Source organism: Sphingorhabdus sp. (assembly GCF_044239005.1).
Classification (GTDB): domain Bacteria; phylum Pseudomonadota; class Alphaproteobacteria; order Sphingomonadales; family Sphingomonadaceae; genus Sphingorhabdus_B.
This window is the reverse complement of the sequence record NZ_JBIICH010000061.1, coordinates 1-12281: the sequence shown is the minus strand read 5'-3', so window position 1 is coordinate 12281 and position 12281 is coordinate 1. Positions and strand designations below refer to the sequence as shown.

14 protein-coding genes are annotated in these 12281 nt (G+C 53.8%); 7 read left to right on the top strand and 7 right to left on the bottom strand.

What is annotated here, in order from left to right; genetic code table 11:
* Positions 1–408 (top strand): ribonucleotide-diphosphate reductase subunit beta (locus ACILQA_RS06380; protein WP_395628949.1); only part of this gene is annotated, 408 nt, incomplete at its 5' end.
* A 291-nt stretch (positions 409–699) separates the two neighbouring features.
* Here ACILQA_RS06380 and ACILQA_RS06375 read toward each other — a convergent pair.
* Genes ACILQA_RS06375 through ACILQA_RS06365 form a run of 3 tightly spaced genes read right to left on the bottom strand, consistent with a single transcriptional unit; the run spans position 700 to position 1988 of the window.
* Positions 700–1191 carry a DUF6941 family protein gene (locus ACILQA_RS06375; protein WP_395628948.1) on the bottom strand — a complete coding sequence of 164 codons (492 nt, stop codon included), beginning with the start codon at positions 1189–1191 and terminating at the stop codon, positions 700–702.
* Position 1192: 1 nt separating this feature from the next.
* Positions 1193–1585 (bottom strand): hypothetical protein, encoded by a 393-nt coding sequence (locus ACILQA_RS06370; protein ID WP_395628947.1) that lies wholly within the window; start codon positions 1583–1585, stop codon positions 1193–1195.
* Complete coding sequence (locus ACILQA_RS06365) at positions 1572–1988, bottom strand: hypothetical protein (protein ID WP_395628946.1); 417 nt, start codon at positions 1986–1988, stop codon at positions 1572–1574. Before ACILQA_RS06365 ends, ACILQA_RS06370 begins: the two co-directional genes overlap by 14 nt.
* 688 nt (positions 1989–2676) lie before the next feature.
* Here ACILQA_RS06365 and ACILQA_RS06360 point away from each other — a divergent pair.
* The 3 genes from ACILQA_RS06360 (at position 2677) to ACILQA_RS06350 (ending at position 4787) form a co-directional block, all read left to right on the top strand.
* Complete coding sequence (locus ACILQA_RS06360; protein ID WP_395628945.1) at positions 2677–3735, top strand: LPO_1073/Vpar_1526 family protein; 1059 nt, start codon at positions 2677–2679, stop codon at positions 3733–3735.
* A gap of 174 nt (positions 3736–3909) precedes the next feature.
* Positions 3910–4209 carry a DUF1294 domain-containing protein gene (locus ACILQA_RS06355; RefSeq protein WP_395628944.1) on the top strand — a complete coding sequence of 100 codons (300 nt, stop codon included), beginning with the start codon at positions 3910–3912 and terminating at the stop codon, positions 4207–4209.
* A gap of 251 nt (positions 4210–4460) precedes the next feature.
* A complete protein-coding gene (locus ACILQA_RS06350) occupies positions 4461–4787 on the top strand; it encodes a DUF952 domain-containing protein (RefSeq protein WP_395628943.1) in 327 nt (108 codons plus the stop codon).
* A gap of 199 nt (positions 4788–4986) precedes the next feature.
* On the opposite strand, the gene ACILQA_RS06345 is transcribed toward ACILQA_RS06350, so the two are convergent.
* From ACILQA_RS06345 to lptF, 3 genes are read right to left on the bottom strand one after another with little or no spacing between them, the layout of a single operon-like run.
* Complete coding sequence (locus ACILQA_RS06345; protein WP_395628942.1) at positions 4987–6138, bottom strand: N-acetyltransferase; 1152 nt, start codon at positions 6136–6138, stop codon at positions 4987–4989.
* Between the two features lie 53 nt (positions 6139–6191).
* Positions 6192–7280, bottom strand: coding sequence for an LPS export ABC transporter permease LptG (lptG, locus tag ACILQA_RS06340; protein ID WP_395628941.1), 1089 nt, complete (start codon positions 7278–7280; stop codon positions 6192–6194).
* A gap of 3 nt (positions 7281–7283) precedes the next feature.
* The gene (gene lptF, locus ACILQA_RS06335) at positions 7284–8522 is read right to left on the bottom strand and encodes an LPS export ABC transporter permease LptF (protein WP_395628940.1); all 1239 of its coding nucleotides are present in this window, start codon (positions 8520–8522) and stop codon (positions 7284–7286) included.
* A 127-nt stretch (positions 8523–8649) separates the two neighbouring features.
* Here lptF and ACILQA_RS06330 point away from each other — a divergent pair, with 127 nt between their 5' ends.
* Genes ACILQA_RS06330 through ACILQA_RS06320 form a run of 3 tightly spaced genes read left to right on the top strand, consistent with a single transcriptional unit; the run spans position 8650 to position 11064 of the window.
* On the top strand, positions 8650–9126 hold the full coding sequence (locus ACILQA_RS06330) for a DUF2141 domain-containing protein (RefSeq protein WP_395628939.1): 477 nt from the start codon (positions 8650–8652) through the stop codon (positions 9124–9126).
* Between the two features lie 10 nt (positions 9127–9136).
* The gene (locus ACILQA_RS06325) at positions 9137–10108 is read left to right on the top strand and encodes a diacylglycerol/lipid kinase family protein (RefSeq protein WP_395628938.1); all 972 of its coding nucleotides are present in this window, start codon (positions 9137–9139) and stop codon (positions 10106–10108) included.
* Positions 10109–10140: 32 nt separating this feature from the next.
* Positions 10141–11064 carry a hypothetical protein gene (locus ACILQA_RS06320; RefSeq protein WP_395628937.1) on the top strand — a complete coding sequence of 308 codons (924 nt, stop codon included), beginning with the start codon at positions 10141–10143 and terminating at the stop codon, positions 11062–11064.
* Here ACILQA_RS06320 and spt read toward each other — a convergent pair whose 3' ends face one another.
* Positions 11065–12264 (bottom strand): serine palmitoyltransferase, encoded by a 1200-nt coding sequence (gene spt / locus ACILQA_RS06315; protein ID WP_183939380.1) that lies wholly within the window; start codon positions 12262–12264, stop codon positions 11065–11067.
* Positions 12265–12281 lie beyond the last annotated feature (17 nt).

The window sequence follows — 12281 nt, the reverse complement described above, 5'->3', positions numbered from 1 at the left end:
TCGGTGAAGGAAGACATTATCGATTGCTGCCAAAAGGTTGTCCGTTTGGAAGACGCGTTCATCGACCTTGCGTTCGAAATGGGCCCCGTCCCCGGCATGACCGCCAAGGAAATCAAACGCTACATCCGCTACATCGCCGATTGGCGTTTGGGCCAGCTGGGCCTGCCAGCCATCTACATGGTCGAAGACCACCCGCTGCCATGGCTCGCGCCATTGTTGAACGGCGTCGAGCACGCCAACTTCTTCGAAACCCGCGCGACCGAGTACAGCAAGGCGTCGACACGCGGCGATTGGGGCCAAGTGTGGGACAGCTTTGACAATCGTAAGAAAAAGATCATCGGCATTGAGCCGATCGCCGAAAATGACGGCGTCGATATGTTCGAACAAGCCGGGGTCGCCGCGGAATAATCCGCCCCCCGTCGCCTGTCGTCAGGATGGAGACCGCAATGTTTCCACCTGACGACCGCGACCCATAACTTCCATAGATAGGCATATAAGAAGCGACGGCGCCCGACGCCGATCGCCCTAAAGTCGTGCGCGTAATTGGGGCAGGAGGCGCGTTGTGCGCCATGCCACTGGCAGCGATACATGAAACTACCAAAATCGATTATAAAGCTCTCATTCTGGCTACCGCTCAGCCCCTTAACGCATGTGTTGCGTGATGGCTGATCCGCGAACCTCCACATTTAACCTATCAAGTTAAGCTGGGGTGGGCGACAAATGGATCTTATATTCGTCTGATGCCGCCAACTTTACTCTCAGTGCCCCTAAGCGAACTTCATCGTCACCTAGGTAGGCTCGGACCGTAATTGTACACGGCTCCGTTATAAATAGGGGAGATAATCGCACGATGTTGCTCAATTCCATAAATCGCATACTGTGCTCATCAATCGGCGGAGGTATTAGGTCTTGTTCCGGTGCCGGAATTTCAATGTCTGACGACGAAAGCACTTTATCCTCGCCCGCCGTTCCGTTCATCGTAACAACAATTTTCAAATTGTAAGGTTCGTCTTTTGGTGCGTTTCTAAAGGCAACAACAACATGTAGCTGCGGCAGAGCTATTGGCGCTTCGCCGTAAGCGGTAAGCTCTCCGCCATACACTCCGACTATGGTGATTTTTCCTCCAATTTCTTGCCTTACATCATCACAAAATGTGGCGTGTCCGTTTGGAAAATTTGGCTTAATTATCATGCTACACCACCCGAATACTAGATGATTCACTCGATGTTATGGGTGCTTCACGCTTGACTTGGTTGGTTGTCGTCTGTGCCTGTTCTTGCTCGCCAGCCGCAGTGTAAATTTTCCCGTCTTGGCGATCATAAACTGACACGCGAAGCTCAAGGTTAAGCGCATTAGCTATGTCGGCAACTGTATTCGCGGTCCAGTTTGGCGAATTTGAAAACCACCGCGAAACAATCGATTTGTCAATATTGAGCGCGTCGGAAAGTTGTCTCATCCTAAAAGGTGTTTTTCGCTTTTTTCTTGCCTGAATTACAGCCCAAAACATGCTGACAAGAGATGACCGGTAAAAAAAGCGGTCATATTCGGCGAGCATCTCAGCGTCATTTTTTTCAGTCATCTTCATTATCCAAATCTCTGAACTGCGAACCAAGGTAATCGTCAAAGTTGTTTGACCTCACGGGACGAATGCCACCTGTGATTTCGTCCCAAGTGTCAATAACGCCGGCAGCCACAACAGGGTAAGTGTCATTTGCGATTTCTTCACGGGTCGCAATGCGTGTGCCGACAAAAATATTACGGCTCACAAACCGTCCTAAAAGCCTCCCTTGACCCACCTTCGGTTTCCGGAAGCACATAATCCAAACTTCATCTGTATCTTCCATCAATTCCAGGTCGGCTCTCACTCCCATCTTTCGGGTCACCGTCATGCTGTGGCCGCTGCAAAAAGTACCGAAAGTGATTTCTGCATTCGGACGAGGGAAGTAAGGAACATTTGTGTTCAAAAACGCATCAATCTCTTTCGTCACAAAAATCCGCCTCACGAAGTTACCAGTAGCGCGCAAAGGCCTGCGCTCAACTAGTGGAGTTTGCTTCAGCCTCGCAATAAGTAGTGGTGTTGCGTTAAAAGTCAACTAATGCCACCCCTGATTCGGCATAAGGTGCGACATTTGATGAGCCATTGAAATTACTCCCGCTATCCTATGGCGTTGCAATGGATACCCCAATCACATTAGCTAGTGCGCTCGCGTCTGGTCGATGAGATGCGCTTACTGAGCAAGCGGATCGCACCTCTGCGCGCCAAGCTGCGGCGTGATAGGGGTTACGAGCCATGCCATTGGTGACGCGGCATAACACTACTAAAATGGATTATAAAGCTCCCATATTGGTTTGATTTTGCATTTTATTTCGATATGCAGCAAGCATAGCCAGCACTCGTAGAGATTGGGACCAAGATGCAACAGTTTCGACAGCCGCAAAAGAACGTCATCGGCATTGAGCCGGCGGACCACGAAGGTAGCGTGGATGTGTTTGATGAAGCTGGGGTGACCGCAAAGTGACAGGGCTTACTGCCGAACAACTTGGACTATGCCTTGCAATTGCCGGTATAGTAATCAGTTTACTTCTTGCCATCCGCGCAACAAAATCAAAATCACAGATCCAGAAATCTGGAGAGAGCTCAGTTAACATTCAATCTGGGCGAGACACGAAAATCAAATGATCAAGCCTAATCAGAAGCAGAGTGTCGGTACGAACGGTATAGCTATACAAAGTGCCGGGGACACAACTGTTAATAGCGGTCTAACGCTTCCGCAGATGCGTCAGATTGTCGAATGCATCGGTGACCAACTGCCAAAGTATGCCGCCATAGCAGCAACCATCGTTGAAGACAGACTCAAGCACTTTGAAGAAAAAATTATATCCAAGTTTGATGCAGATCAAACGCTTAAGTCCGACGCCTTTCAAGATCCTGACTTTCAGTATCTTTTGCGTAATGCACAACATGCATATGCCCGATCTGGTGAAGATGCAGTTGCTGAAAATCTAGCGATCCTAATCGGAGAACGGTCAAAAATTTCCGGACAAAGTCGGGCATCACTAAGTATAAACAAGGCAATTGAGTGTGCGCCACTGCTAACTAAAGAGGAAATCAGTATAGCAGCCGTCTCCTTTTTAATCAGGCATGTAAAAATAACGGGAGTTCCCTCACCCCAAGAGGTTGGAACGCATTATGCAAATTACCTGTCCCCGTTTCTCGATGATCTCCCCTCGGGTGGTAACGCGTACCTGTATATGGAGTCTCTTTCTTGTGGAGTTCGCGCCATGGGGTCGTTGTCTGCAGTTTCGGCTTTGGCAGAATCTTATCCAAAATCGTTAAGAGTATTACGAACGCGCGCCGATTTAGATGCGGCCACGTCCGTCGAGTATGCTCAGTCCCTCATTGATGCGGGCATCGTATTCCAAACTCAAGATGGCGTTTCGGTCTGGCGGGATATCGAGGGCGACAAAGAATTTTGTTCGGCGGTGGACCTTTCTGGGTTGGATAAATCACTCAGCGTAAGCGGTTTTGCGGCGACGCACAGTCATCCACCTAATCGAGAGCAAGTGATTGAAAAAATTGAACCATATTTCCGCAGAGTTGGTGAGTTTATGGATCATTGGGACAACAGCCAGTTGAAACATTGGCAACCGTCTCTGACCGGTATTGTCATTGGTTATTCAAGTTTAAAGCAGCGGTGTAATTTCGATGCCGATGTTAGCATGTGGATATCTTGAACTTCCTCAACGCTAAGTAGTCGGCCCTAGAAGACATCTCCAATGTCCTCCCCAAGTGCAGTGAACGGCTGAAACAGAACATGACCGTGCAAGCAGCCATAGAGATATTGAAAGAACATTTATAATTGGCAAAAATTCGTAGGCGGAATTAGTTGCTGAGAAAATTTAATAAAAATGAACCTCCCTACCCTCCTCACCCTCCCCAATGCCCTTGGCCTGTTTGCGCTGGTCAATCTGTGGACGTTCATGCTGTTCGGTTTTGACAAGATCCGTGCCGCGCAAGGGACTTGGCGGGTGTCCGAAGGGACGTTGCTGGCTTGGGCGTTTTTGGGGGGCACCATCGGCGCTTATGCCGGTCGTGCGCTGTTCCGGCATAAGACGCGCAAGCAACCCTTTTCCAGCCACCTGCACCAGACCGCGATCTTGCAAGGCTTTGCCCTCGCGCTGGTGGGGGGCTGGATGCTGGTGGGGTAGTTGGGGTTTGGTTGGGGGTTCGTTCCCAGCACCCGTCGCCCCGCTGCCCTTCCCCGTCACCCCCGCTGTCCCCATCCCCGTCATGCTGAACTTGTTTCACCTGCGGTGACTGCGTGCCAGGGTCTTAATTGTCGACGTTGAAAAGTAAGATGCTGAAACAAGTTCAGCATGACGAAGTGGGGAGACGACGTCGGGGCGCGCCCCCCCATGCACCGCTTGCCTCCACCCCTGCTTTTCGGCATGGGCGGCCTATGTCCGAACATAGCCATCCCGATACCGCCTTCAAAATATTCACCGCCGCGCAATGGGCGCAGTTTGAAGCCGACGGCGTCTTTCACGGCGCACCTGTCGATCTGGCCGATGGCTATATTCATTTGTCGGCCAAGGATCAGCTGCAGGGCACGCTCGACAAGCATTTTGCGGGACAAGACGGCCTCGTCATTGCCGAAGTGAACTTGGCCTATCTGGGTGAGACCATCGTCTGGGAGGAATCCCGGGGCGGTGCGCTGTTCCCGCATATCTACGGCCCCTTGCCGATGGGCGCGATTGTCGGCCATTTGATCCAGATCAAAGCATGACCTGATTGCGCGGTGCATAGCGGCCTCCTCAATATAGGAGCCTGATATGGACGTTTTGCAAATTCCCGTCGTCGCCTTGTTCACCGGCATGATCGCATCCTTTGCCGTGGTGATGATTTACGCCTCTGTCGGCGAAGCCATCACGCGTTAAATTGGCGATGCAGATGTGAAACGGCGGGCGGGCGCGTGGCCTGCGCCGTCAGAGCTGCTTTTCGTAAATGCGGTATACCTTGTTGATTTTGCCGTTAATCGCCTCACCCACCGACCGCATCGGGCCATTATCGTCAAGGACCCAGCCGAACTCACCGCGGCTTGCGCCAAATTTGCTGGTCGACGCGTCGCGAATGAGCGAGACCATCATGAACGCCAATTGACTTGCCATGCGGGTCGACTGCAGTTTTTTCATCACGCCCATCAACGGCACGCGCATTGTGCTGACCTTTGGCGCGCGCAGCCACCACAACAGCTTGGCCCAATTGAACGGGAACAGGCTGCCCCCAAATTGACCGATTTTTTCATTGATGTCGGGCCATGTCATCATGAACGCGACGGGTTCTCCATCGACCTCCGCAATCCGGATCAGGTCGTTAAAGACGATCGGTTTCAACTGCTTTCCGGTATGTGCGACTTCGGCATCGGTGATGGGGACAAAGCCCCAATTCCCGCTCCACGCGTCGTTCAATATGGAAAGGATTAACGCGGCTTCAGCGTCAAAATTATCCTTGTTCACCTTACGAATGACGATGCGTTCGTTGCGCTCGCCCGACGCGACAATGCGCTCCACCAATGGCGGAAACGGCACATCAATCGGGATTTGATAGGTATAAAGATCTTTGATGCCGGCGTAGCCCGCCGCCTCAATCCACCCGCCATAGGCTGCGTTATGATAGCCCATCAGCACAGTAGACGGATGGTCATGGCCATCAATCAACACGCCGGGCTCTTCCCAGATGGACAGGCTCAGCGGCCCGAGCGAGCGCACCATGTTTTTGCTGCGCAACCAATCTTCAGCCGTCGATATCAACAGCTTTCCGGTGGCTTCATCTTCCGCCTCAAAAAATCCCCAATTGCCAACGCCCGGGCCCATGCCTTGTTCGGGCGGCTGTTTCAGCGCGAGAAAATCCAAATGTGCGGAGATCCGGCCAACAACTTTCCCGTCCTTTTCGGCAAGGAAAAGCTGCGCCTCCCCATGTTCGAACCACGGGTTCTTGCCGGGCGTAATCGTCGCCATCACATCGCTTTTCAATGGCGGAACCCAGTTGGGATCATGCGCATAAAGCCGGAACGGCAGGTCAATAAACGCGCGTTTGTCTGCCTTGGTTACAACCGGCCGAATGATGATGTCTGTCATAATGAATTCCCGAAACGCATTTTATGTGCCCAAAGCCGCCTTATCCGAAAGGCTTATTCTTCGGTGCGGATGAGCACCGTTTCGCCGATCAGTAAAAAGAGCAGAAATGGTCCCCATGCGGCAATCCAGGGCGGATAGGCGCCCAAATTGCCCATCGCCAAGGCAAAGTTATCCGCAACGAAATAGGTAAAGCCAAGCGCCATGCCCAGCACCGCGCGCACGAACAACGCGCCCGATCGGGCAAGGCCAAAGGCGGCGACCGCAGCCAGCAAGGGCATTAACAAGGTCGACAAAGGCCCTGCCAGCTTGTGCCACAATATGCCTTCAAGATTATCGGTGCGGCGACCGGCGGCACGCAGATCGTCAATGGCGCGCATCAAGGGCAAGAAAGCCAGGCTCTCGCCATCGACCTTAAGGACATTGAACCTGTCGGGCGTGATACCTTTGCCGATTGTAAGATTGCTGACCTTCTTCTGTTCGGTGGTCGCGACGTCAAATGTTTCGGCATTTTCAAGCAGCCATGCATTGCCCACATAACGGGCATTTGGCGCGGTAATGACCTGACGCAAACCGCCATTGGCGCGCAAATAGACGCGGACATTATCGAGGACGATATTGTCGCCCGATCCCAGCACCCTGCCCGCATTAATAAGGTCGCCGCCTTCGCGGACCCACACATTGCTGCGCGCGTCTGTATCGGGCGCTATTGCGCCATATTCGGCATCCTTCCAAACTTTAAGCTTTTGGGTATTCGGCGCGACGACAACGTCGTTAAACACGAACGAAATCAGCGCGACGCCCAAGCTGGCGACAAACATGGGCGCAAGAATTTGGTGTGCGGACAATCCCGCCGCCTTCATCGCTACGACTTCGCTGTTCTGGCTGAGGGTCGCGAAGGTGATTAATGTCCCCAACAGCACGGAGAAGGGCAGAAATCTGGCAATAATTTGCGGCGCGCGCATCGTCACATAGCGCAGCACGTCGCCCTGATCATTTCCGGGGACCGCCAATATCTTGCCACTTTCACCCAGCAGATCGAGCGTCATCAGCACCAGCACAAGCATCATCAACACAGCAAAGCTGCGCACGACGAACAGCCGGGCCATGTACATGGTGATATTGCGCGAGGGGAAGAAATGCATGGGTTATGACCCCTCTTGCGGCACAGGCATGCCAATGGTGGCCAGCCGCGATTTTCGGCCCCAGCGGAACAGTTTCTTGAACCACTTACCGGCCTTTGTCGCGAAGACTTCAAGTGCGCCAATGGGCTGACCGCCGGGCACATGCGCGATCACATGATACATCCAGATGATGAGCGCGGCAAACAGCACAAATGGCACCCACAATGCGATAAACGGGTCAACAATACCCATTGCGCCAACGCTTTCGGCATATTCGTTTATCTTATGATAGGTCACGACCATCACGATCGATAAAAAGACGCCGAGCGCGGATGTCGAGCGTTTCGGCGGTATCGCCAGCGCCAATGCAAGCAACGGCAGCAGGAGCATCATCGCCACCTCAACCAGGCGGAAATGGAGATTCGACCACGCACTGTCGCGTTCCGACGCGGGCCTTTGCATATCATTCCCGATCTGCACCAATTCTGTAATCAGATATTCGCGGTCTTTGCCGCCACGCGACCGAAAACTTTCAATCTGCGGCAGCGGGATGGGGACGTCATGGCTGGTAAAGCTAAGTACGCGTGGTGATTTATAATTGGGCGCGTCGTGCACGAGCGTGCCCTTTTCCAATCGCAGCAATATCGTGTCCGGATCATCAGTGCGCAGAAACTGACCCTTTTCAGCCGTAACGGCGATGGACTGTCCATTGTTGCTTTGCGCGTACACAAACATGCCCGACAGCGCGTTACCATTGTTCCGGCTTTCATCGATGCGCATGGTCAAATTTTTGCCAACATTGTTGAATTCGCCGACCCGGACCTTTGCGCCAAAGGCGCCTGATCGCAGCTCGAACCGCAGTTCTTCATATAGATAGCGCGCGCTGGGCTGCAGGAAGCCGACAATGGCAAAATTTACCGTCGCAAGCGCGATTGCCAGCAGGAACGGCACGCGCAACAGCCGAAAATAGCTCATCCCCACCGCCCGGAAAATGTCGAGTTCGGAGGATGTCGCGAGCTTGCGGAACGCCAGCAATATCCCCAGCAATAGCCCGATAGGGATGCCGAGCGACAGATATTCAGGTATCAGATTTGCGAGCATGCGCCAGACCACGCTGACCGGTCCGCCCTCTGCGGCGACGAAGTCAAACAGGGTCAACATCTTGTCCAGCAGCAACAATGATGCCGCGATTGCGAGCGTCGCCAGCAACGGCAACATCACAAGCCGGAAGATATATCGGTCGGTGGCAGTAAGAAATTTCAACTTATGGTCGCCCTGTCACCCTAATTTGGCCGCAAACTGACCCGATAGACGCTTACAGGTTCAGGGGCAATATATCGATGGTATCCTTGTGAAGTGATACCGGATTTGCTGTTCCAGGAGTTTTGAGATGAACAAATATTTGGTTCTTATATCTGCCGCAGCATTGGCGCTCGTATCGGGCGTCGCTGCAGCGAGCGAGGAAATAAGCAATGATTTGTCGCGCTGCGCCGCGGGCAAAGGCCCCGCTGTGCTGGTGAACGTGCAGGGCGTGAAGGAAGCGAGAGGCAATGTTCGCGTGCAATCTTATGCAGCAACGCCCGGCACTTGGCTGGCCAAAGGCCGCTGGCTGCACCGCATCGAAAGCCGCGCGAGCGCAGGAAATATGAGCTTTTGCCTGCCCGTCCCTTCCGAAGGGAAATATGGCATTGCTGTGCGCCATGACCGAAACGGAAATGGCAAAACAGACTTCACGCAGGACGGCGGCGGTTTTTCCAACAACCCCAGCGTGAGCATATTGAATTTGGGCAAGCCGTCGGTCAGCAAAGTTGCATTCGATGCGGGCCCCGGCATTACGCGGATCACCATCAACCTGAAATATATGTGAAGGTAATGATTTGGCTTTAGTCGCGCTTCTTTCGAACCCCAATTCAACCGGCAACAGGTCGTTGTTGCCGGCGGTTCGAAACTATTGCGCGAAAAATCCTGATATATTCCATTACGAAGTCGAAGAAATTGGCCAAATCGCCAAAGCGCTGGAAATGATTGCCCGCGTGAAGCCCAAGGTGCTCGTCATCAATGGCGGCGATGGCACCGTGCAGTCTGCGTTGACCGAACTATACCATGGTGGACATTTTGAAGGGTCGCCGCCGCCCGTCGCCGTGCTGCCCAATGGCAAGACCAACCTGATTGCGCTCGATTTGGGTGCGGAAGGTGATCCGTTGGAGGCGCTGGCGCGTATCATCGACGTCGCAAAGGGCGATCTTTCCGAACATATCGTTGTCCGCGAACTGATTGCGTTAAGTGATGGCAGCGAAGGCGCGCGTCCGGTTCTTGGCATGTTCTTGGGCGGCGCCGGTCTTGCCGAAACGATTCTTTATTGCCGCCACAAAATCTATCCGTTGGGATTGCCCAATGGCTTAAGCCATTTCCTGACGTTCATCGCCGTTATGTTTTCGGCCTTTGTGCGGGTGAAGGCAAGTTTCCTGCCGGAACGATCCAAGCCTGTCAGCATATCGTTTGTCCGCAATGGCGAATTGCAGGGCACATTTTCGGTTCTGATCGTCACCACGCTGGAAAAGCTGTTGCTTGGGGGGCAGGCCGGCAAAACCAAACAGCGTGGTTTGATGAAGTTTATGGCCGTCGACCAGACGCCATGGGCGATGCTGAAAATGATCGCGGCATCACTGCGCGGCAAATTGGGCCACACGCCCACAAGCGGCGTTCATTTCCAGCAAGGCGATGTCATCCGCATCGATAGCGAACGCAGCAGCGTCGTCTTGGATGGCGAAGTGTTCGAGGCGTATCGCGGTAGCCCGATCGTGCTTCGGTCAACGCCGCCTGTCCCTTTCCTGAAACTCGCTGCTTAACAAGCGGCAACGGAAACGGCTAAGGCGCATATATGCTTTCGCTGACCCAGCTTGTGGCCGAGGAATTGGCCGTACCCGCGCAACAGGGCGCAAGCGAATTCGCTGCGCATATCGCCGCGCAATATGGCCCCGCAGCGCGCGCCGTTCTGTTCTACGGATCGTGCCTGCGGTCGGAACAGTTGGAGGGCGAGATGCTCGACTTCTACCTCATCGTGTCCGATTACCAATCCGCTTATGGACCCGGTTGGCTCGCCACATGGAACCGCCGCCTGCCACCCAATGTATTTCCGTTTCAACATGGCAATCTGGTCGCAAAGGTGGCGATTTTAAGCGAAGCGGATTTTCACCACCTCAACCGCCCGGCGGCATCTGCGGTGTCGGTCTGGGCGCGCTTTGCCCAGCCATCGCGGCTTGTGTGGTGCGCGGATGAAGATGCACGGCAGTCTGCTATTCTCGCGATATCGGGTGCCGCGCCGACTTTGTTGAATGCCGCACTGGCATTTGCGGAGCGCGAAGCCGATGTGCTCGACCTTTGGCAGTCGGGATTCCAGATGACCTATGGCGCGGAGCTGCGCGCGGAACGCAAGGACCGGCCATCTTCGGTGATTGCATTCGACCCCAATCGCTACGTCCGCTTTGGCCGGGCGGCATTGCAGCACATAACGATCGCACATGAAGTGCGCGGCGACAAAATAGTTATCTTGCCCGACCCCGATGGCCACATCGTTCAAGAAAAACGCCGTTGGCCTGCCTTACGTCGACGTGGAAAGTTGCTGACCGTTGCACGGCTGGCAAAGGCGGCGTTCACTTATGCGGGTGGCATTGATTATCTGGCGTGGAAGATAAACCGCCACGCCGGCACGCAAATTATAGTGCGCCCTTGGCAGCGCAAATGGCCGTTGATCGCGGCGTTGTTTCTGGTGCCCAAGCTTTTGGCAAAAGGCGCCGTGCGTTAATCAAATGATCCCGACGGCCTTGCCTGCGCGTTCGAAGCGGCTGAGGATATCGGCAACCTGTTCGCTGCTATGTTCGGCACATAAAGAACAGCGCAGCAATGTCATGCCAGCGGGCGTCGCGGGCGGACGGGCGAGGTTTACATATAGGCCGTTCTCAAGAAGCGCAGCCCACATCATCGCGCCTTTTTCCAAATCGGGCATAATCACCGCGATGATCGCGCTTTGCGCATCGGGCGTGCCGAGTTTGAAACCAAGATCGCGAAGGCCCTGGTGCAGATTTCTGGAGTTTTCCCACAAATGCGCACGCTTGTTGCCATTGTGCATCAACTTGCGAATGCTTGCGGCCGAACATGCGACGACCGCTGGCGGCAATGACGCCGTGAACACATAAGGACGGCAGACAAGCCGCATGATTTCAAACTTCGGATGGTTGGAAACGCAGAAACCGCCGACGGTTCCGACCGATTTGGAGAATGTGCCGATGACGAAATCGACATCGTCCAGAACGCCCTGCTCTTCGGCCACGCCGCGGCCATTTTCGCCGATGAAGCCCATCGAATGCGCTTCGTCGACAAGGATCATCGCGCCTGCTTCTTTCGAAACGCGGATCATTTCCTTCAGCGGCGCAACATCGCCCAGCATCGAATAGACACCTTCAAGCACGACAAGCTTGCCCGCATCGGCAGGCAGGCGCTTCAGCCGTTTTTCGAGGGCCTCGACGTCATTATGACGAAAGGCCACAATTTCGGCATCGCCCATTTTGCAGCCGTCATAGATCGACGCATGGCTGTCGATATCCAGAATGATATAATCGCCCTTGCCCGCAATCGTGCTGATGATGCCAAGGTTTGCCTGATAGCCCGTGGAAAAGACCATCGCATGGTCCATTCCGTAAAATTCCTTCAACGCGTCTTCGCATTCCTTGTGGCCCTGAAATGTGCCGTTCAAAACGCGGCTGCCGGTCGTGCCTGCGCCAAATTCGTCCAACGCCTGCTTGCCGGCGGCGATGACATCATCGTCAAAGGTCATGCCCATATAATTATAGGTGCCAAGCAAGATGGTTTCCTTGCCGTTCACCACAGCAACGGTAGGCGATTTCACCTCTTCCATCACAAGGCTGAACGGGTCTTTTACGCCCGTGGCCAACAAGCCTTCACGTTGCGCAATCAGGGCATCAAATTTGGAGAATAAGTCAGTCATGCACGTCTTCCGTTAAA

Bases quoted from the DNA above. Each gene is read 5' to 3' on its own strand.
- ACILQA_RS06355 (WP_395628944.1), top strand. From the start codon at position 3,910: ATGAACCTCCCTACCCTCCTCACCCTCCCCAATGCCCTTGGCCTGTTT.
- ACILQA_RS06360 (WP_395628945.1), top strand. From the start codon at position 2,677: ATGATCAAGCCTAATCAGAAGCAGAGTGTCGGTACGAACGGTATAGCT.
- spt (WP_183939380.1), bottom strand. From the start codon at position 12,264: ATGACTGACTTATTCTCCAAATTTGATGCCCTGATTGCGCAACGTGAA.
- ACILQA_RS06330 (WP_395628939.1), top strand. From the start codon at position 8,650: ATGAACAAATATTTGGTTCTTATATCTGCCGCAGCATTGGCGCTCGTA.
- ACILQA_RS06350 (WP_395628943.1), top strand. From the start codon at position 4,461: ATGTCCGAACATAGCCATCCCGATACCGCCTTCAAAATATTCACCGCC.
- ACILQA_RS06320 (WP_395628937.1), top strand. From the start codon at position 10,141: ATGCTTTCGCTGACCCAGCTTGTGGCCGAGGAATTGGCCGTACCCGCG.
- ACILQA_RS06375 (WP_395628948.1), bottom strand. From the start codon at position 1,191: ATGATAATTAAGCCAAATTTTCCAAACGGACACGCCACATTTTGTGAT.
- ACILQA_RS06345 (WP_395628942.1), bottom strand. From the start codon at position 6,138: ATGACAGACATCATCATTCGGCCGGTTGTAACCAAGGCAGACAAACGC.
- lptG (WP_395628941.1), bottom strand. From the start codon at position 7,280: ATGCATTTCTTCCCCTCGCGCAATATCACCATGTACATGGCCCGGCTG.
- ACILQA_RS06370 (WP_395628947.1), bottom strand. From the start codon at position 1,585: ATGAAGATGACTGAAAAAAATGACGCTGAGATGCTCGCCGAATATGAC.